Raw genomic sequence first — 20,472 nt, forward strand, 5'->3', positions numbered from 1 at the left:
AGTGTGCAGCGGTTTTGCGATAACGACATGCGTGAAATAAGATTAGAGGGAGTACGACCATGAACACTTCGGAAAAACTGATCGCCACGGAACAACGGCTCGGCGCCCATAACTACAAGCCGCTCGACGTGGTGCTGACGCGTGGCGAAGGTGTTTATGTCTGGGATACCGACGGCAACCGTTATCTCGATTGTCTCTCGGCCTATTCCGCCGTCAACCAGGGCCACTGCCATCCGAAAATCCTCGCCGCCATGGTCGAACAGGCAGGCAGGCTGACGCTCACCTCCCGCGCCTTCCGCAATGATCAGCTCGCCTATCTCTACGAAGAGCTCGCGGCTCTCACCGGCTCGCATAAGATCCTGCCGATGAATTCCGGCGCCGAAGCGGTGGAGACCGCCATCAAGGCGGTGCGCAAATGGGGTTACGAGGTCAAGGGCGTGTCGGAGGGCAAGGCGGAAATCATCGTCTGCGCCGATAATTTCCACGGCCGCACGCTGAGCATCATCAGTTTCTCCACAGATCCCGATGCCCGCAGCGGTTTCGGCCCCTACACGTCAGGTTTCCGCATCATTCCCTTCGGCGATGCCGAGGCTTTCGCCGCCGCAATCAACAGCAATACCGTGGCCGCCCTGATCGAACCGATCCAGGGGGAAGCCGGCGTCATCATCCCGCCGTCGGGCTATTTCACCCGCATCCGCGAGCTTTGCACGGCAAACAACGTCACCCTCATCCTCGACGAGATCCAGACCGGCCTCGGCCGTACCGGCAAGCTGCTGGCCGAGGAGCACGAAGGCATCGAGGCCGACGTGACGCTGATCGGCAAGGCGCTGTCCGGCGGCTTCTATCCGGTGTCGGCCGTGCTTTCGAATTCCGAAGTTCTGGGCGTGCTGAAGCCCGGCCAGCACGGTTCGACCTTCGGCGGCAATCCGCTCGCCTGCGCAGTGGCGCGCGCAGCACTCAAGGTGTTGGCGGAAGAGGGCATGATCGAGAACGCCGCTGTTATGGGCGACTACTTCCTCGAAGGCCTGAGATCGATCCGCTCGAACATCGTCAGGGACGTACGCGGCCGCGGCCTGATGATGGCCATCGAGCTGGAACCCGAAGCCGGCGGCGCCCGGCAATATTGCCATGCGCTGAAGGAGCGCGGCCTTCTCGCCAAGGACACCCACGACCACACGATTCGCCTCGCTCCGCCACTGGTCATATCAAGGGAGCAGGTCGATTGGGCGGTCTCGCATATCGAAAAGACGATAAGCTGAGTAAATCGGCGAAATTCTTCTTCAGAATCCCGACTGCAGCGCCGCGCGTCTTTTAGACGCGCAAAGGACGCTGTAGCACTTTGAATTGCTGCAAAAATATCGGCTGGAGGAGATCGGCAGCAAAACTGCCTCCCCTTCATCCGAGCTTAAAAACCTTCTCAATCTCGTCTTTCAATTTAGATTTGGGCAACACTCTTTCGCTAAAGTCATCGATAACCGTAACGATGCTTCGCCGAGCGCAAAGCCATCGCGTGGTATGAAGGCAAAGCTTGTCCGCGCCAATGGTGGCGCATCCGCTTCTGCCCTGGCTTACGATAGTTGGGAAGAATTCTAATGGCCACGATCAATTCGACTAACTTCAGCGGCGATACGCTCGAAATTATTGCCTTCCGCCTGCATGATCAGGAATTCTGCGTCAAGACCACGACCATCCGCGAAATCCGCGGCTGGGCGCCGTCGACGCCGATCCCGCATGCACCGGCCGATGTCATCGGTGTCATGAACCTGCGCGGCTCGGTGATCCCAATCATCGATCTTGCTTTCAAGCTCGGCATGAAGAGCACGGTCGCCAATGAGCGCAGCGCCATCGTCGTCGCCGAAGTTCACAGCATGGTCATCGGCATGCTGGTCGACCGCGTCTCGGACATTCTCACCATCTCGTCCAGCCAGGTCCAGCCGGTGCCCGAGGTAACCGCCTCCTTCGACCGGGCCTATTGCGAAGGCATCATCGCCTCGGAGAATGGCATGATCTGCTTCCTGAACCTCGCCAAGATGTTCAAGGAAAACGAGACGGATGAACTGGCCGCCTGATCTTTGAAAAACCACTAATTTATTGAAAAACCGCCCTCTCAGGCGGTTTTTTATTGCGCCAGACACCCGGCTAAGCTGCGACTTTCATCCTGACATCATAAAATTAGCAACAGCTTTTATACGCAATATTAACCATGCCCCGTCAGCATGATTGTGAAGCGTTCGGATGACACGTTTGCGGCACATTGGGATTGCGAACCGGTCAACGGTTCGTCCCGGGACCGGCACTCCTCGTCGACCTTTGCGTCTACCAGCCTAAGCAGCAAAGCTGCGCATCTCAAAGGGACAGGAATGTTTGGTCTAAGCTCCGATACGAAATACATTCTTGATGCCATCTCCAAATCGCAGGCGATCATAGAATTCGATCTCAAAGGAAATATCCTCAAGGCGAACGAAAATTTCTGCAACGCGCTTGGATACAGCTTGAGCGAGATCGTTGGTAAGCATCACGGCATGTTCTGCGAGCGGGCTTATACGGCAACCGCGGAGTATCGCGAATTCTGGGCGCGGCTCGGGCGCGGCGAATATGACGCCGGCGCCTACAAACGCTTTGCCAAGGGCAATCGGGAAATATGGATCCAGGCGTCCTACAATCCGGTTTTCAAAGGGGGCAAACCATACAAGGTCGTGAAATTCGCGGCCGACATCACCGCAACGAAAAAGAAGGCGGTGGAGGATTCCGGCAAGCTGGAGGCGATCTCGCGCTCGCAGGCGGTGATCGAATTTACCCCGGTGGGTGAAATCCTGACCGCCAACGAGAATTTCTGCAATGCCATGGGGTATTCGCTCGCCGAGATCACCGGCAAGCACCACAGCATGTTCTGCGATCGTGCCTATACGGATACGGCCGACTACACCAACTTCTGGAAGCGGTTGGCGCACGGCGAGTTCATCGCCAACGAATTTGTCAGGTTCGGCAAGGGTGGCCGGCAAATCTGGATACAGGCGGCCTACAACCCGATCCTCGATGCCGACGGCAAAGTCTACAAGATCGTGAAGTTCGCGACCGACGTTACCCAGCGCATGAGCGCCATTTCCCTTCTCGGCACAGCGCTGCGCAATCTCTCCGAAGGCGACCTGACAAGAACGGTGGACACGCCTTTCGTTCCATCGATGGAGCAGCTGCGGCACGATTTCAACACCGCTGTCAAAGGCCTATCCGAGACCATCAAGACGATCGGTGAGAATGCCGGTGCGATCGCCGCAGGGTCGAGCGAGATCGGCGCAGCGGCCGACTCCTTCTCCAAGCGAACGGAACAGCAAGCAGCATCGATCGAAGAGACGGCCGCCGCGTTGGAGGAGATCACCACGACCGTCAACGATTCCAGCCGTAGCGCCGACGAGGCGGGTCGCCTCGTCGCCATCACCAAACAGGGCGCCGAACATTCCGGCGTCGTGGTCCGCAATGCCGTCGCCGCCATGGGTCAGATCGAACAGTCCTCCCGCGAGATCACCAACATCATCGGCGTCATCGACGACATCGCCTTCCAGACGAACTTGCTTGCGCTGAATGCCGGCGTCGAGGCGGCCCGCGCCGGTGAAGCCGGCAAGGGCTTTGCGGTCGTGGCTCAGGAAGTGCGGGAGCTCGCCCAGCGCTCCGCCAAAGCTGCCAAGGAGATCAAGGCACTGATCAACACGTCGGGCGAGCATGTCAAGAACGGCGTCGGCCTCGTCGGCGAGACCGGCAAGGCGCTCGAGGCGATCGTCGCACAGGTCGGCGATATCAACGGCAATGTCGTCGCCATCGTCGAAGCCTCCAGGGAACAGGCAACCGGCCTCAAGGAAATCAACCAGGCGGTCAATACGCTGGATCAGGCAACCCAGCAAAATGCCGCGATGGTCGAAGAAAGTACCGCCGCCAGCCACAGCCTTGCGAGAGAAGCCGAAACGCTGCGTGTCCTGCTGGCGAGGTTCCGCCTACCGGGTCAAACGCAGTCCATCGGCGGAGCTGGGCCAAGACAGGCGGGCTCACCGGCGCTGCACCTCGTTTCACGTGTCGCAAAGGCGCATAGTGCAGGCGCAGCGACCGCCCAGAGCTGGGAAGAGTTCTGAACCATACCGGTGCAGGCGGCACTTTGATCAGATGCGCTGTATACGAAGATAAAGCGCGCCGCATGAAACCCATGCGACGCGCTTTGATGGCTTAGCCGAACAGCGCGAAGGTTGCCCTCAGCGTTACCCAGACACCCCACAGCAGCGGAATGCCGACGACGGCCCAGGCAAGCATCGCCTTGGCGTCCAGCCCGCCAGTGCCGATGCCGAAGGAACCCGTCGGGCCGGCATTGACCGCCGCCGACTTCGCCTGCAGCGCAGCAACCTCGTCATCGGACATGAACCACTTGTCCGAAAGAGGCCTGATCAGCGCATTGGCGATCAGCCCGACCGCCAGCATGCCGGCGAGGATATACATGGTGCCGGTATAGAGGGTTGGCCCGGGTGCAACGCCGGCGGCAATCTGCGCTTCGCGGATATAGTTGACGACGACGGGCCCGACGATGCCGGCCGTTGCCCAGGCCGTCAGCAGCCGGCCGTGGATGGCGCCGACGAACTGCGTGCCGAAAATATCGGCAAGATAGGCCGGGATCGTCGCGAAGCCGCCGCCGTACATCGACAGGATGATGCCGAAGGAGAGAACGAACAGCGCCTTGTTGCCCATGCCTGCGAAAGTGGGCGCCAGCGCATAGAGCACGATGCCGAGGACGAAGAAGCAATAATAGGTATTCTTGCGGCCGATCTTGTCGGACAGCGACGCCCAGAAGAATCGTCCGCCGATGTTGAAGAGCGACAGCAAACCGGCGAAACCGGCGGCGATCGTGGCGATCGATGCCTTCTGCCCGGCGTCGAGCTGGGCGAAGCCGACATCCGGCAGGCCGATCAGCGAACCGGCGAAGATTTCCTGCAGCATTGGCGAGGCCATGCCGATAACGCCGATACCGGCCGAAACGTTGAGGCAAAGCACCGCCCAGATCAGCCAGAACTGTTTTGTCCTGTGGGCATCGCGCAGGTGCACATGTTTGGTGGTGATCATCGTGCTCTTGGCTGCAGGCGGCGTCCAACCCTCGGGACGCCAGCCGGCCGGCGGAATGCGATAGCCGAAGGCGCCGCCCATCATGAAGACGAAATAGATCACCGCCATGACGATGAAGGTCTGCCAGACGCCGACCGAACTGTCGGTCTTGAAAGTATTCATCAGCAGGTTGGCCAATGGGGCGCCGATCATCGCACCGCCGCCGAAGCCCATGATCGCCATACCGGTCGCCATGCCGCGCCGGTCGGGAAACCATTTGATCAGCGTCGAGACCGGCGAGATGTAGCCGAGACCGAGACCGATGCCGCCGATGACGCCGGCACCCAACCACATCAGCCAGAGCTGATGGGTGATGACGCCGATCGCGGCAAGAATGATGCCGCCGCACCAGCAGCAGGCGGAAACGACGCCCGCCTTGCGCGGACCGGTGCGCTCGAGCCAGCCGCCCCAGATGGCGGCGGACGAACCAAGCAGAACGAAGAACAGCGTATAGATCCAGCCGAGGTCGGCAACGCGCCAGTCGCAGGTCGTGGTGAACAGCGCCGAGGCAAGTGTCAGATCGGGGCAGGCCGTCGAGGCCGTGATCCCGAGCGACTTGGAAAGCGGCAGCCAGAACACGCTGAAACCATAGGCCATGCCGATGCAGAGATGGATGGCGAGCGCAGCCGGCGGCACCAGCCACCGATTGAACCCGGGCCTTGCGACGATCCTTTCCCGATCGAGCAGGCCTAGGCCCGCCAACGCCCCGTCTGTACGTGTTTCCGCTGCAGTCATGAAAACTCCTCCTTGATTCAAATCTGGTTTGATTTCAGCCTTTACTGTCCACCGGCACATGCGCAGGCAGGTTGCTCCTGCCTCCCTTCCGCACGGACCGATCCTGGATTTTGGAATTAAAGCATTGAAATAAATACCTAAAGCGCGAGGAATGCGCTTTAGTGTGTTACCGGCTCCGGCTTTCTAATCAGAGGAATGGCCTGAAGCACGAGCGCGTCCAGGCCATTCTCCTCATTCTCCAGAATTTCGAACAATTGCCGCCGCATGCGCGGGTCCCAGAATTTGTTGATATGGGTGGCGACCCCCTGCGCTGCCTCGCTTTCCGGCTGGCTCTTGAAGAAGGTGGCGATCTGGTTTGCCATATAAACGAGCTTGGTCTTGGTATCATGCGACATCGGCAATGCTTCCGGGCGAGATGCGGTGCGGGTGGGTGAAAATCTCGAAATCCTCGCCGCGCACCAGCGCGACGAGCGTCATGCCGGCTTCTTCGGCCGTGCGGATGGCGAGAGCCGTCGGCGCCGATATGGCGATGAGCACCGGGCTGCCGAGGATCGCCGCTTTCTGCACCATCTCGACGGAGAGCCGGCTGGTGACGACGACGGCGCCATCCCCGCCTCTTTCACTGGCGCGGATGACGGCGCCGCAGAGCTTGTCCAGCGCATTGTGCCGGCCGACATCTTCGCGCACGGCAATCAGCCCCCTGTCGGGAAGATAGAACCCGGCGCCATGCACCGCCCGCGTCTCACGATGCAGCGGCTGCGCCTCGTTCAGAAGCGAAACGGCGCGGACGATATCCGCATGCGACAGCGCCAACGGCGATGTCGAAACGTCAGGCACCGGCCGTACCGCCTGTTCGATCGTTTCGATGCCGCAGAGCCCGCAGCCGACCGGTCCCGCCATGCTACGGCGTCGTGCCCGCAGCCGATCGGCGACGTCGTCGACCAGGCTCACCTGCACATCGATCCCCTGCTCGCCCTCGACGACCTCGATGCCTGATATCTCCGCCGGCCCGGTGATGATCCCTTCGGTCAGGCTGAATCCGATCGCAAAATCCTCGAGATCATCAGGCGTTGCCATCATCACCGCATGCGAACTGCCGCCATAGGAAAAAGCGATCGGCACCTCTTCCGGCACGATGCGCGAACCGGTCTGGAGGACGCCGTTGCGGCGGGCGGTTTCGGGAGCACGGGCGGTGACGGTGAATGTCATGATACGCGTTCCTGCCTACAGAGCCGCCCCCGCATCGTCACTCCGCCGCCTCGAGCTTGCCGGCGATGCGGCGCGACTGCCGCGCCTGCTCGTCATATTCGAGCTGCCATTCGCTCGGCCCGTTAGAGGGCGAGACCTGCACCGCCGTTACTTTGTATTCCGGGCAGTTGGTCGCCCAGTCGGAGAAATCGGTGGTGATGACGTTCGCCTGCGTCGTTGGATGATGGAAGGTCGTATAGACGACACCCGGCGCGACGCGATCGGTGATCAGCGCCCTGAGCGTCGTGTCGCCGGAGCGGCTGCCGAGCTTCACCCAGTCGCCGTCGCGAACGCCGCGCTGCTCGGCATCGTGTGGATGGATTTCCAGCCGGTCTTCGGCATGCCAGACGACATTCTCGGTCCGCCGCGTTTGCGCTCCGACATTGTACTGGCTGAGGATGCGGCCGGTTGTCAGCAGCAGCGGGAAGCGCGGACCGGTACGCTCGTCGGTCGCCACATATTCGGTGCGGATGAACTTGCCCTTGCCGCGCACGAAGCCGTTGACATGCATGATCGGCGAGCCGAGCGGGTTCTTCTCGTTGCAGGGCCACTGCACCGAGCCCATTTTATCGAGATAGTCGTAGGAGACCATCGCGAAGCTCGGCGTCGTCGCGGCGATCTCGTCCATGATCTCCGACGGATGGGTGTAATTCCAGTCGAGCGCCATCGCCTGGGCAAGCTTCTGCGTCACTTCCCAGTCGCCATAGCCGTTGCGCGGCGACATCACCTTGCGCACGCGATTGATGCGTCGTTCGGCATTGGTGAAGGTGCCGTCCTTCTCGAGGAAGGTCGAGCCCGGCAGGAAGACATGGGCGTAGTTGGCGGTCTCGTTGAGGAACAGATCCTGCACGACGACGCATTCCATCGCCGCAAGCCCGGCCGCGACATGTTTGGTATCGGGATCGGACTGGAGGATGTCTTCGCCCTGGATGTAGATGCCTTTGAAGGAGCCGTCGACTGCTGCATCCAGCATGTTCGGAATACGCAGGCCCGGCTCGTTGTTGAGCTTCACGCCCCAGAGCTTTTCGAAGATATCGCGCGTCGCATCGTCGGAAATGTGCCGGTAGCCCGGCAGTTCGTGCGGGAACGAGCCCATGTCGCAGGAGCCCTGCACATTGTTCTGGCCGCGCAGCGGGTTCACGCCGACGCCGGGACGGCCGATATTGCCGGTCGCCATCGCCAGGTTGGCGATGGCGATGACCGTGGTCGAGCCCTGGCTGTGTTCGGTGACGCCGAGCCCATAGTAGATCGCGCCATTGCCGCCCTTGGCATAGAGCCGTGCCGCACCGCGCAGATCCGCCGCCGGCACGCCGGTGAAGATCTCGGTCTCTTCGGGACTGTGCTGCGGTTCGGCGACGAAGGCGGCCCAATCCTCGAACTCCGACCAGTCGCAGCGCTCGCGGATGAACGCCTCGTCAAAGAGGCCTTCGGTGACGATCACATGCGCCAGCGCCGTCATGACCGCGACATTGGTGCCGGGCTTCAGCGGCAGGTGATAGGAGGCCTCGATATGCGGCGAGCGGACGATATCGGTGCGGCGCGGGTCGATGACGATGAGCTTGGCGCCCTGGCGCAGCCGCTTCTTCAGCCGCGAGCCGAACACCGGATGTCCGTCGGTCGGATTGGCGCCGATGACGATGACGACGTCGGAATGCTCGACGCTGTCGAAATCCTGCGTGCCCGCCGACGTGCCGAAGGTCTGGCCGAGGCCGTAACCGGTCGGTGAATGGCAGACGCGGGCGCAGGTATCGACATTGTTGTTGCCGAAACCGGCGCGGATCAGCTTCTGCACCAGATACGTTTCCTCATTGGTGCAGCGCGACGAGGTGATGCCGCCAATCGCCTCGCGGCCATATTGATACTGGATGCGGCGGAACTCCAGCGCCACATGCGCGAAGGCTTCATCCCAGCTCACTTCCCGCCAGGGATCGCTGACCTTTTCGCGGATCATCGGATTGAGGATGCGGTCCTTATGGGTGGAATAGCCATAGGCGAAGCGGCCCTTGACGCAGGAATGGCCGCGATTGGCCTGACCGTCCTTCCACGGCACCATGCGCACCAGTTCCTCGCCGCGCATTTCCGCCTTGAAAGAACAGCCGACGCCGCAATAGGCGCAGGTCGTCACGGCCGAATGCTCCGGTTGGCCGATCTGGATCACCGACTTCTCCGTCAACGTCGCCGTCGGGCAGGCCTGGACGCAGGCGCCGCAGGAGACGCATTCGGAATCGATGAAATGCTCATGCATGCCGGGCGAAACGCGCGAGCCAAAACCGCGCCCCTCGATCGTCAGCGCGAAGGTTCCCTGTACTTCCTCGCAGGCGCGCACGCAGCGCGAACAGACGATGCACTTGGAAGGATCATAGGTGAAATAGGGATTGGACTCGTCCTTCGGCATCCATTTCAGATTGATGTCGCCATTGCTGCGCGCCTTGACGTGATTGTCGCCCTCATAGCCGTAGCGCACAGCGCGCAGGCCGACGGCGCCTGCCATGTCCTGCAATTCGCAATCGCCGTTGGCTGCGCAAGTGAGACAGTCGAGCGGATGGTCGGAAATATAGAGTTCCATCACGCCGCGGCGGATATCCTTCAATCGCCCCGTCTGCGTGTGCACCACCATGTTTGCCGCCACCGGCGTCGTGCAGGAGGAGGGCGTGCCGTTGCGGCCCTCGATCTCGACGAGGCAGAGCCGGCAGGAGCCGAAAGCATCGACCATATCGGTGGCACAGAGCTTCGGCACCTTGATGCCAGCCTCCATTGAGGCGCGCATGATCGAGGTGCCCTCCGGCACGCTGATCTGCTGTCCGTCGATGGTAAGCGTCACCATGGCCTCGGATTTGGAAGCCGGGGTGCCGTAGTCGATTTCATGGATGAGAGACATGATGGGTCTCCTTGCTTGAGATGGTGAGGTCAGCGCAGGCGTTCCATGAAAAACGCGTCATTCCGCCGCCTCCACCAGAGGTGCCGGCGAAAAATCCTCGGGGAAATGCGTCATGGCGCTCATCACAGGATAGGGCGTGAACCCACCCAGCGCACAGAGCGAGCCAAACTTCATCGTGTTGCAGAGATCGGCAAGCAGCACCCGGTTCTTTTCCGGCTCGATGCCGCGAGCGATCTTGTCGGCCGTCTCCACGCCGCGCGTCGAGCCGATGCGGCAGGGCGTGCACTTTCCGCAGCTTTCGACGGCGCAGAATTCCATGGCGAAACGCGCCTGCTTCAGCATATCGGCCGTGTCGTCGAAGACGACGATGCCGGCATGGCCGATCAGCCCGTCCTTGGCGGCGAAGGATTCGTAATCGAACGGCGTGTCGAACAGCGCCCGGGGGAAATAAGCGCCGAGCGGTCCACCGACCTGCACGGCCTTGACCGGCCGTCCCGTCGCCGTCCCCCCACCGATCCTGTCGACGATATCTCCGAGCGAAAGACCGAAGGCCGTCTCAAAGAGGCCGCCATATCTGACATTGCCGGCAATCTGCAGCGGGATGGTGCCGCGTGAGCGGCCCATGCCGAAATCGCGGTAGAAGGCCGCGCCCTTTTCCATGATGACGGGCACCGAAGCCAGCGAGATCACATTGTTGATGACGGTCGGACAGTTAAACAGCCCCTTATGCGCCGGCAGCGGCGGCTTGGCACGCACGATACCGCGCTTGCCCTCGAGACTGTTGAGCAGCGCCGTCTCCTCGCCGCAGACATAGGCGCCGGCGCCGGTGCGCACCTCGATTTCGAAGGCGCGGCCGGAGCCGAGCACCGATGGTCCGAGAATGCCGGCCTGGCGTGCGATGCCGACAGCCTCGGTCATGACAGCGATCGCATGCGGATATTCCGAACGCGTATAAATGAAGCCCTTGGTCGCCCCGGTCGCGAGCCCTGATATCGCCATGCCCTCGATCAGCACGAAGGGATCGCCCTCCATGATCATCCGGTCGGCAAAGGTGCCGCTGTCGCCCTCATCGGCATTGCAGACGATATATTTGCGTTCGCCGGCGGCATCGAGAACGGTCTTCCACTTGATGCCGGTGGGAAAGCCGGCGCCGCCGCGACCGCGCAAGCCGGAATCGGTGATTTCCTTGACGATATCGACTGGTGTCATCGAGATGGCGCGGCGAAGGCCGGCAAGACCGCCATGCGCCTCGTAATCGCCAAGCGAAAGCGGATCGGTGACGCCACAGCGGGCGAAGGTCAGGCGGGTCTGTTCCTTGAGGAACGGGAGGTCTTCAACCTCCCCGAGACAGAGCCGATGCTCGCCTCCATCAATCATCCCGGCATCGAACAGATCAGGCACATCCTTCGCCTTCACCGACCCGTAGCCGATGCGCTTGCCGGCAACCTCGACCTCCACCAGCGGCTCCAGCCAGAACATTCCGCGCGAGCCGTTGCGCACGATCTCGGCATCGAAGCCGCGGGCGGCGATCTCCTGGGCAATCGCCTTTGCCACCTTTTCGGCCCCGAGCGCCAGCGCTGCGGCATCGCGCGGAACATATATCCTGACCGTCATCGGCGTGCCTCCGCGACGAGTTCCGCCGCCGTCTGATCGTCGACCCGGCCATAGACCTCGCCGTCGAGCATAACTGCCGGCGCGCAGGCGCAGAGCCCGAGACAGTAGACCGGCTCCAGCGTCACGCCGCCATCGAGCGTCGTTTGATGAAAATCGATGCCGAGCAGCGCCTTGACACGTTCGGCCAGCGCATCGCCGCCCATCGACTGACAAGCCTCGGCGCGACAGAGCTTCAGCACATGCCGGCCGGCGGGATGGTCGCGATAATCGTGATAGAAGGTCACCACGCCATGCACCTCGGCGCGCGAGAGGTTCAATTCCTCCGCGATAACGGGCATGGCTTCCTGCGGCACATAGCCGAATTCCTGCTGAACCTCGTGCAGAATGGGAAGCAACGGCCCTTCGAGAAAGCGAAGATCGGCGACGATGGCTCGGGTGCGTGCTGCAATATCGCCTTCGGCGATATGAATGGTCATAAGGCAGCCCTCCCAGCGGCTTGCTCGTTGCGAAATAGCGGGCCTCCCCCGGCCGAGTGCTATTCCGTCACCACCATCTCAGGGAAGCAGCCGGCGATCAATAAAGCTATCTCGTTGCTTGATAGGTTTTCTCTATCAAAGTTCTTCATCTTGCACGAGCACTCTCGCTTCATGCAGCAAGGCCGAGACAAGCGGCGTGAAGGGCTCGCGATAAGGCGCAACAAGGCCGACCAGATGATGCGCCTCCGGCTCGACGATCGGGATCATGCGGATTTCCACTGGAAATCCGAAGGATTTGGCGACGTTGCGCGGCATGATGCTCGCCCAGCGTCCAGTCCTGACATGCGAGAACAACACAATCATCGAGTTCGATTCGAGCGTCGGATGCGCGGTGGCGCCTGCTTCCGTCAAGTGGCGGTTGATGATCCGGCGGTTCTGCATGTCGGCAGTCAATAGACAAAGCCGAAGGTCGCCGATCTCCCGCCAGGTCACGTTGTCGCGATCAGATAGCGGGCTGCCGGCAGCCGTGATCAGATTATAGCGCTCGGCATAAAGGGGAACGGTCGTGACGCGGCCGAGCGGTTCGTTTTCGAGATAGGTGATGCCGGCATCGATTTCGAGGTTTTCGAGCATGCTCAGCACCTGCAGCGAATTCCGCGAGACGATCGAGAAGGTCACGCCGGGATGGCGCTCCTGAAAAGGCGTGGTGATGCGCGACAGCATCGCGAGCGCGGTCGGAATGGCGGCGAGGCGGATGTGGCCGGAAAGACCGCGGCGCGCGGCGCGCATCTCCTCGCGCATGGTGCGGGCATCGCCGACGATGCGCCGGGCCCATTCGAGCACGCGCTGCCCCTCCGGCGTCAGCCCCTGGAACCGCGAACCGCGCTGCACCAGCATGACGCCGAGCTGATCCTCGAGCTGCCGGATGGCGGCCGAAAGCGTCGGCTGCGAGATCCCGCACTCCTCCGCGGCGCGGCCAAAATGCTTTTCATTGGCAAGGGCGATGAAGAATTCCAGCTTGTCGATCATCCGGTCTCCCGATCCGGCGTGACATCATCCGGGTCAGTTCATCTTTGACGCAGCAGCCGTGCTCCGCAAGGGCGATCTCTAGATCAGGATGATTTTAGGCCCGATCGGCCTAAAATCTGAATCCTGATCTAAATCAAAGAAATAGAGCATGATGTCGTCCGAAAACCGCACACACTTTTCGGCATCATGCTCTAACTGTTTCTGCAGCCGGGAAAAGATCGAACAGCGATTCGAGGAAGGCAAGCACGCTGACATTGCCGATGCTGTAATAGACCAGCCTGCCCTGGCGGCGCGTATGGACCAGGCCTTCGAGCCTTAACCGCGCCAGCTGCTGCGAAACCATTGCCTGTTGGATGCCGAGGATATTTTCGATTTCACCCACCGTGCGTTCCTCGTTCGCCAATATGCAGAGGATCAGAAGTCGGGTCGGGTGCGCTAGCGCTTTCAGCAGATCGCTCGCTTCATGGGCTTTTCCAGCGAGTTTGTGCAATTCCTGGCCGGACATCCCCGGCTCGGGTTTGGGCAACGGCATCGGGTATCTCGGAAGGGAGGCAATGAGTAGATCAGCACAATAGCATATTCGCACAAGCGAATTGGTCAAAAGTGATGAAATGTCAAAAAAAGTCCAAACAAATCAGCAGATAAGCTGACCTCCATTGATCTCGATCACCTGTCCGGTGATGTAGCCCGAGAGCGAGGGAGCCGCCAGGAACAGATAGGCGGGAGCACAATCCTCCGCCGTGCCGAGCCGCTGCAGGGGGATGGATTTTCTCGTCTGCTCCAGCTTTTCGCGCGAGGAATAGCGCTCATGGAAATCCGTCTCGATCGTTCCCGGCGATACGCAATTGACGCGGATGCCGTCCGGTGCAAGCTCGCGGGCAAGCGCCTTGGAATAGGTCGCAACGAAGGCTTTCGAGGCCGAATAGATCGAGGAACCGGGGCTGCCGCCGGTCAACGCCGAAATCGAAACTGTGTTGACGATGGCAGCACCACTAGCCGCCTTCAATGCCGGCAGCAGCGCCCGCGTCAGCGCCACCACCGATGTCTGGTTAAGACGCACGACCGCCTCATATTCTGCATCGGTGAGCGTGGCGGCGGGAAAACGGCCAAGCATGGTGCCGGCATTGTTGACCAGCACATCGACCTTATCGAAGAAGGCGAGAGTATCCTCGGCAAATTGCGCTGCCCCACCGACTGCAGAGAAATCGGCATTAAGCAGCAGCGCCCGTCTTTCGGATTCAGCCGTCAGCAGGAAATCCGGCAGGTCGCGTCCCGGCTTGCGCCCGGTATGGACGATCACCTTCGCGCCGCAGTCCAGGAACTGCCGGGCCACTTCAAGGCCGATGCCGCGGCCGGCGCCGGTCACCACGACATTGCGATTTTCGAACAGTCTGGGATGGAACACGAAGCCGTCCTCCTCGCGGACAGTGCCGCCGGTTGTGTCATTCGCCATTAACATATGAGCGCGCTGACTGAAAGAAAGGCGCGTATCGATCTTTCCCGGTGAAAACAGGGGTTAGTTTTCGGTCTCCAGAAGCCGCGCGCCCGGCCCTTCCTTGCCGAGCCGGTCGCAGGGGTTGCGCAACGGACAGCTTTCGATCGACAGGCAGCCGCAGCCGATGCAGCCGGTCAGCCGGTCGCGCAGCAGGCTAAGCCGCCTGATTCGCGCGTCGAGATCATCCTTCCACAGCGCCGACAGCGTCTGCCAGTCGGCGACGGTCGGCGTGCGTCCTTGCGGCAAGGACTCGAACGCCGCCTGGATTTCCGAAAGCGGAATGCCGACACGCTGCGCCACCTTGATGATCCCGAGCCGGCGAAGCACATCGCGCCCATAGCGCCGCTGATTGCCGCGGGAGCGGATGCTCGAGATCAGCCCCTTGGTCTCGTAAAAATGCAGCGCCGAGACGGCCAGGCCGCTGCGCTCCGCCACTTCGCCAACCGTCAGGAGCTTGCCGAGCGGCGCTGCCGGAATTGTATCCATCACCTCTTGACCTCAAGAATAGTTGAGGTTTTATAACCCTTGCTCCCGCAATCGTAAAGTTCAATCGCAACAAGGAGCGACGCATGCAAACACCAGATGATGGCGAGGGCTGGAATGGTGGACACGGGCGCTTGTTACCGCCCGCAGCAATCGTCCCTATGCCGACATAGAGCGCCGCGCGTCTTTTCAGACGCGCTAAAGACGCTCTATCACTTTGAATCTACGCATAATCCTTTCCGAAAACCGATTCCGATTTTCGGGGTTATGCGCTAGCCGCCTGAGGCAGGAAGCTCCGGTTCCGTTCCCGGCAGGTACGGAACCATTGGGAACACCGGGACAGGACCTCCGTCCGGGTGTTTCCCGTCACATCAGGCTCATTCCGACCGCACGGACGGGTTCGCAATTTTGCGGTTGCGGGGAGAAACCCCCGGTGATAGTTTCCGCGCAAATAACAGGGGAGCTCCGTATTGCCGGGGCTGAGATGTGAGGCGCAAGCCTCTGGACCCTTCAAAGCTGATCTGGGTAATGCCAGCGGAGCGAGGTTCAGATGTTCTCAGGCGCACAAGTGTCACTCTATCCGATGTCCGACAATTTCGTCGGCATCATTCTCGATGCCGTCAAGGCGCTAGATCCCTATCGCGACCGGCTGCGCATCGAGACCGATGACATCTCCACACTGCTGGTCGGCCCGCCTGACATTCTCTTCGCCGCCATGCACGATCTTTTCATCGCCGCCGCAAAGACCGGCGAGCGTTGCGTGCTGTCCGCTGCCGTTTCACGCGGCTGCCCCGGCGAACCCGACGACGCCATCTGCGGCATCAACCCCTCCCTCGGCCAGGCGGAGCCGCTTGCCGAGCGTATAACAGCCGCACTTGCCGCCATTGAAACCACTGCCGAGACCGGACAGCCGACCGCCGCGCAATTCTCGCTCTACGTCATGGGCACCGGTACCCATATGGACGAGATCTACGGCTGCATCGACTTCCTGAAGCGCTCCGGCACCTTCGACCGTGCCAAGAATTTCTGCACCAGGCTCTCTGGCGATGCCGGCGCGGTCTTCGCCACCATTCGTGAGGCCTTCTTTCGCTTCGGCGAACCCGAAGGGCATGTGACCCTCGACATCACGGTGTCGGCCAATACAGCGCCGCGCGTCTTTTCAGACGCGCAAAGGACGCTGTAACACTTTAAATTGCTGCATAATTTTATCCTTAAATCGATTCCGATTTAAGGAATTATGCAGTGCCCGACGAAAGCTTGAAATCGAACGCTGATGACACCGTCAAAACCATCGGATTCGCGCCTTGCCGCGCTCCGCTCCGCTCTCTACCGGGGCATACCCGCCTTGCTCGCCGGCTGCGCCTTCTTGGCGGCATGGGAACTCTATGTCGATCTATCCGGCATCAAACCGTCCATCCTGCCGGCGCCTTCGCGCATCGTCATCCAGGGCTGGCTGAACCGCGAGTCACTGATATCAAACACCTGGCCGACGCTCGGCGCGACACTCGGTGGTTTCGCCCTGTCGCTTGCCTTCGCCTTCGCCGCCTCGATCCTCATGGATTTCGTGCCTTTCATGCGCCGGGCATTGCTGCCGATCTTCATCGCCAGCCAGACCCTGCCGCTGGTGGCGATCGCCCCCCTCGTCGTCCTCTGGTTCGGCTTCGGCCTGTTGCCGAAGATCCTGCTGGTGGCGCTCGTCACCTTCTTCCCGCTGCTCGTCGCCTTGCTGCAGGGCTATGAATCGACCGATCGCGACATCGCCGAATTGCTGAATTCGATGAAGGCGAGCCGCTGGCGTATTTTCCGCCTGGCACGGCTTCCCTCCTCGCTGCCCTATTTCTTCGCCGGCCTGCGGATCTCGATCACCTATGCCGTCGTCGGCGCGATCTTTGCCGAATATGCCGGTGCCGCCCGCGGCCTCGGGATCTATATCCTCAACGCCAAGAACAACTTCCGCCCCGATCTCGTGCTCGCCGCCGTCGTCGTCAGCGCCGTGCTGACACTCTGCCTCTTCGGAGCGACGCTATTGATCCAGCGCCTCGTCATGCCCTGGCAACAATCCGGGGAGCTGCGCCGATGAGCGATGCAATGGTTGAACTGCACAACATCTCGAAGTCATTCGACGGCATGAAGGTGCTGGGCGATATTTCACTCGCTGTCGAAAGCGGCGAGTTCGTTTCGATCGTCGGCCCATCCGGCTCCGGAAAATCGACGGTACTGAGATTGCTGACACAGGCGCTTCGGCCCGATTCCGGCACCATGCTTTTCAAGGGCGCGCCGCTGGAACAGGCGCCGCATTCCTTCGCCTTCATGCCGCAGCGCGATGCGCTGATGCCCTGGCGCCGGATCATCGACAATGCCGCACTCGGTCTCGAGGTGCGCGGCATGAGCCGCCGCGCGGCCCGCGCCGCCGTCGCGCCTCTGTTCGAGCGCTTCGGCCTCGCAGGCTTCGAGCATCACTATCCCTCCGAACTGTCAGGCGGCATGCGCCAGCGCGCCGCGCTGCTGCGCACCGTCGTCCAGACCCAGGACATGTTGCTGCTCGACGAGCCTTTCGGCGCCCTCGACGCGCTGACGCGCACGCAGATCCAGGAATGGCTGCAGGGCATGTGGACCGAACACCGTTGGACGGCACTGCTGATCACCCATGATGTTCGCGAGGCCGTGTTCCTTTCCGACCGGATCTACGTGCTCTCGGCCCGTCCGGCGCGTATTATCCGCGAATTCCGCGTTCCCCTGCCCCGTCCGAGAAGCATTGCCGATCTCGGCTCGCCGGCGGCCCAGGCGATCGAAACCGAAATCCTGCAAACCCTGCTTCATCCGCTAGAACAGGATGATTTTAGACCGGTCGGCCTAAAATCTGAATCCTGTTCTAAGTTAAAGAGTTAGAGCATGATGTCGTCCGAAAACCGCTCACACTTTTCGGCATCATGCTCTAGAGACCTGAGGAGGTCACCATGCTGCTTCTCACCCGTCGCCAGACGATCTTCGCCGCCATCGCGGCAAGCCTCGCCGGCCACCCCGCCTTCGCCCAATCGGCGCCCGCAAAGGTTCGCATCGCGCTCGACTGGACGCCCAACACCAACCATATCGGCATCTATGTCGCCAAGGCGAAGGGCTTCTATGCCGATGCCGGGCTCGATGTCGAGATTCTTCCCTTCACCGATACCAGCGCCGGAACGCTGGTGTCGAACGGCGTTGCCGATTTCGGCATCAGCAGCGAGATCGAGACCCTGACGCAGCGCGCTGGCGGCGGTGACGTGAAGATGGTCTACGGCGTCGTCCAGACGGAAACCGCACGCCTGATCTTCAAGGGCGGACGCGACGACATCAAGAGCCCGAAAGACCTCGACGGCAAGACCTATGGCGGCTTTGGCGGCACCTGGGAGAGCGCGCTGATCTCCGCGATGATCCGCAATGACGGCGGCAAAGGCGACGTCAAGACCGTCACCCTCGGCACCTCCGCTTACGAGGCGCTGGACAATGGCTCGATCGATTTCACGCTGGAGATCTACACCTGGGAAGGCATCGCTGCCGAACTGGAAAACCGGAAGATCGGCCGCTTCCACTATTCCGATTATGGCATTCCCGATGAGCAGACGACGGTCATCGTCTCCAGCGACGCCTATCTCTCCGCAAGCCGGGAACACGCCCGCGCCTTCATCCAGGCGACACGAAAGGGTTATACCTACTCCGTCGACCATCCCGACGAAGCCTGCGACCTGCTGATCTCTGGAAGCAACGGCGCACTGATGAATACGGAACTGGTAAAGGCTTCTCAGAAGGCATTGATCGAGGGGCACTTCCTGAAATCCGAAGCCGGTGTGATCGGTAAGCTCGACCCGGCAAAAGCCGAGGCCCTCGGCAGCTTCCTGATGGAGAACGGTATTCTGGTCGATGCGAATGGCGCCGCACTCAAGGAGAAGCCGGACTTTTCCACCTATTATACCAACGAACTTCTCGACTGAGCCCAACGCCTGCCTTGCCCGTCGCGGCTTTCCGCTGCAAAATCCTAGATACGGATTCAGATCTTAGGCCGGATCGGCTTAAGGTCCGAATCCGTATCTAAATCAAAGAAGTAGAGCATGATGTCGTCCGGAAACCACTCACACTTTTCGGCATCATGCTCTGGGCAAGGTGGGGAGGCAGGATGCGACTACAAGAGAGACTGGCCGGAGCGGACTTTCTGCGCGCGACGGCCTGTCTGCTGGTGCTCGCCCACCACTTCGCGCTGCGGCTGGATATGCGCAGAATCCCTGATGAACTCGGACCGACCGCAAACATCCTCCGCTTCGGCAATTTCGGCGTCGCCATCTTCTTCGTCCTCAGCGGCTTCCTTCTTGCCCATCCCTTCTGGCGCGCGCTCGACGCGGGCAGCGACATGCCGAGCCTGCGGCATTATACGATCCGCAGGATGGCGCGCATCGCTCCGGGCTTCTGGTTCGCCGCCACCACCGGCTTCGCCCTCAGCCTGACGCTGCTTGCCCTGCCGCTGACGCCTGAGCTTGTGCTCCGCTACGTCTCCGGGCTGCTGTTCATGAGCCAGTGGCATTGGCGCACCTTGTTTCCTGTCGAAGCCGACGGGCCGCTCTGGTCCATTCCCTTCGAGGTCACCAGCTATGTGCTCCTGCCGGTCTGCTTTCTCCTGCTGTTTCGTTTGCCATTCCTCAGGCAGCGCCCATTGCTTACCCGCTTCGCTTGGCTTTGCGTCATCACGGGCGTACTCCTCGCCCATGTGCTGATCCTGACCCTCTTTCCGCTCGACGACATCGAACGCGGCTGGCAGTACGGCCTGCAGGGCGGGGCGAAGGAATGGATGCCGAGATATAACCCGATCGGCTTCTTCGCCGTCTTCGCGCTCGGCGCGCTTGCCGCCGGCGTCGAGGTCATGCTGCCAAGAAGGCGCTCCTCCTGGTTCGATGCCGCAGCGCTCCTCGGCCTCGCCATTGCCGCCTACCGCCTCGTCATATCGCCCGGCGGCTCTGCCGAAGCTTACGGCTGGCTCGAAATCCCCTACGGTTTTCCGGTCTTTCCGCTGGCGGTCGCAACGGCGCTCGTTTCGCTCAGCCATTCGCAACACCTGGGCAGGCTGCTCGACAACGCTCCTGTCCGCTATATCGCAAAGATCTCCTTCGGCATCTATATTTGGCAGGAGATCATTCTGATATTGATCCAGAGGCTCGACCCGGGTTCGTTCGGCGTTTCCTCGGAAAATGTCGTTACCGGCTGGCTGCAGTCTTGCGGATTGGCGGCAGCGCTCATCCTTCTGGTCGCAACCCTCAGCTACTTCCTGCTGGAAAAACCGGCGATCGATTTCGGCAACCGGCTGACATCTCGTCAACCCAATCGGGCTACTCCTTTCAAAGTATAAATTTCCC

18 protein-coding genes, 1 pseudogene and 1 riboswitch are annotated in these 20,472 nt (G+C 61.1%); of the genes and pseudogenes, 9 read left to right on the forward strand and 10 right to left on the reverse strand.

All coding sequences use genetic code 11. From position 1 onward, the window contains the following. Nucleotides 1-59: 59 nt before the first annotated feature. From rocD to G9X67_RS27820, 3 genes are all read left to right on the forward strand, one after another. The gene (gene rocD, locus G9X67_RS27810) at nt 60-1,259 is read left to right on the forward strand and encodes an ornithine--oxo-acid transaminase (RefSeq protein ID WP_138331735.1); all 1,200 of its coding nucleotides are present in this window, start codon (nt 60-62) and stop codon (nt 1,257-1,259) included. A 333-nt stretch (nt 1,260-1,592) separates the two neighbouring features. Beyond that, a complete protein-coding gene (locus G9X67_RS27815; protein ID WP_003543427.1) occupies nt 1,593-2,069 on the forward strand; it encodes a chemotaxis protein CheW in 477 nt (158 codons plus the stop codon). Nucleotides 2,070-2,360: 291 nt separating this feature from the next. Further along, nucleotides 2,361-4,121, forward strand: a complete 1,761-nt coding sequence (locus tag G9X67_RS27820; protein WP_138331736.1) for a PAS domain-containing methyl-accepting chemotaxis protein — start codon at nt 2,361-2,363, stop codon at nt 4,119-4,121. 91 nt (nt 4,122-4,212) lie between these two features. Here the strand turns inward: G9X67_RS27820 and G9X67_RS27825 are convergent, their stop codons facing one another. The 10 genes from G9X67_RS27825 to soxR all read right to left on the reverse strand — a co-directional run bounded on the left by G9X67_RS27825 (nt 4,213) and on the right by soxR (nt 15,097). Further along, nucleotides 4,213-5,871: an OFA family MFS transporter gene (locus G9X67_RS27825; protein WP_171600159.1), complete on the reverse strand. Its 1,659-nt coding sequence runs from the start codon at nt 5,869-5,871 to the stop codon at nt 4,213-4,215. Nucleotides 5,872-6,029: 158 nt separating this feature from the next. Beyond that, nucleotides 6,030-6,266 (reverse strand): formate dehydrogenase subunit delta, encoded by a 237-nt coding sequence (locus tag G9X67_RS27830; protein ID WP_138331738.1) that lies wholly within the window; start codon nt 6,264-6,266, stop codon nt 6,030-6,032. Beyond that, a complete protein-coding gene (gene fdhD / locus G9X67_RS27835; protein WP_138331739.1) occupies nt 6,256-7,080 on the reverse strand; it encodes a formate dehydrogenase accessory sulfurtransferase FdhD in 825 nt (274 codons plus the stop codon). The genes G9X67_RS27830 and fdhD overlap by 11 nt, the downstream gene beginning before the upstream one ends. Nucleotides 7,081-7,117: 37 nt before the next feature. Then, on the reverse strand, nt 7,118-9,997 hold the full coding sequence (gene fdhF, locus G9X67_RS27840) for a formate dehydrogenase subunit alpha (RefSeq protein WP_138331740.1): 2,880 nt from the start codon (nt 9,995-9,997) through the stop codon (nt 7,118-7,120). Between the two features lie 57 nt (nt 9,998-10,054). Further along, nucleotides 10,055-11,611 carry an NADH-quinone oxidoreductase subunit NuoF gene (locus G9X67_RS27845; protein WP_138331741.1) on the reverse strand — a complete coding sequence of 519 codons (1,557 nt, stop codon included), beginning with the start codon at nt 11,609-11,611 and terminating at the stop codon, nt 10,055-10,057. Beyond that, complete coding sequence (locus G9X67_RS27850; RefSeq protein ID WP_138389524.1) at nt 11,608-12,087, reverse strand: formate dehydrogenase subunit gamma; 480 nt, start codon at nt 12,085-12,087, stop codon at nt 11,608-11,610. Before G9X67_RS27850 ends, G9X67_RS27845 begins: the two co-directional genes overlap by 4 nt. Before the next feature lie 135 nt (nt 12,088-12,222). Continuing rightward, nucleotides 12,223-13,116, reverse strand: coding sequence for a LysR family transcriptional regulator (locus tag G9X67_RS27855; RefSeq protein WP_003543441.1), 894 nt, complete (start codon nt 13,114-13,116; stop codon nt 12,223-12,225). A 184-nt stretch (nt 13,117-13,300) separates the two neighbouring features. Next, nucleotides 13,301-13,648, reverse strand: a complete 348-nt coding sequence (locus tag G9X67_RS27860) for a metalloregulator ArsR/SmtB family transcription factor (RefSeq protein WP_138331743.1) — start codon at nt 13,646-13,648, stop codon at nt 13,301-13,303. A 102-nt stretch (nt 13,649-13,750) separates the two neighbouring features. Beyond that, entirely contained in the window at nt 13,751-14,521 is a 771-nt protein-coding gene (locus G9X67_RS27865; RefSeq protein WP_138332024.1) for an SDR family oxidoreductase, read from the reverse strand. Nucleotides 14,522-14,632: 111 nt separating this feature from the next. Continuing rightward, complete coding sequence (gene soxR, locus G9X67_RS27870; RefSeq protein ID WP_017962353.1) at nt 14,633-15,097, reverse strand: redox-sensitive transcriptional activator SoxR; 465 nt, start codon at nt 15,095-15,097, stop codon at nt 14,633-14,635. Between the two features lie 109 nt (nt 15,098-15,206). Between soxR and G9X67_RS35450 the strand changes: the two are divergent. The 6 genes and pseudogenes from G9X67_RS35450 to G9X67_RS27895 all read left to right on the forward strand — a co-directional run. After that, nucleotides 15,207-15,296 (forward strand): annotated as a pseudogene (locus G9X67_RS35450) (FMN reductase); the annotation flags it as partial. A 244-nt stretch (nt 15,297-15,540) separates the two neighbouring features. Continuing rightward, a riboswitch (TPP riboswitch) is annotated at nt 15,541-15,654 on the forward strand. Continuing rightward, complete coding sequence (locus G9X67_RS27875) at nt 15,645-16,277, forward strand: YkoF family thiamine/hydroxymethylpyrimidine-binding protein (RefSeq protein ID WP_171600160.1); 633 nt, start codon at nt 15,645-15,647, stop codon at nt 16,275-16,277. It overlaps the preceding riboswitch by 10 nt. Nucleotides 16,278-16,367: 90 nt before the next feature. After that, entirely contained in the window at nt 16,368-17,174 is an 807-nt protein-coding gene (locus tag G9X67_RS27880; protein WP_138331745.1) for an ABC transporter permease, read from the forward strand. Continuing rightward, a complete protein-coding gene (locus tag G9X67_RS27885) occupies nt 17,171-17,983 on the forward strand; it encodes an ABC transporter ATP-binding protein (RefSeq protein WP_138331746.1) in 813 nt (270 codons plus the stop codon). Before G9X67_RS27880 ends, G9X67_RS27885 begins: the two co-directional genes overlap by 4 nt. 68 nt (nt 17,984-18,051) lie before the next feature. Continuing rightward, nucleotides 18,052-19,062: an ABC transporter substrate-binding protein gene (locus G9X67_RS27890; RefSeq protein ID WP_138331747.1), complete on the forward strand. Its 1,011-nt coding sequence runs from the start codon at nt 18,052-18,054 to the stop codon at nt 19,060-19,062. A 182-nt stretch (nt 19,063-19,244) separates the two neighbouring features. Beyond that, complete coding sequence (locus G9X67_RS27895) at nt 19,245-20,465, forward strand: acyltransferase (protein ID WP_138331748.1); 1,221 nt, start codon at nt 19,245-19,247, stop codon at nt 20,463-20,465. The last annotated feature ends 7 nt before the right edge of the window (nt 20,466-20,472 follow it).

It is taken from the genome of Rhizobium sp. WYCCWR 11152 (assembly GCF_013087615.1).
GTDB classification, from domain to species: domain Bacteria; phylum Pseudomonadota; class Alphaproteobacteria; order Rhizobiales; family Rhizobiaceae; genus Rhizobium; species Rhizobium indicum.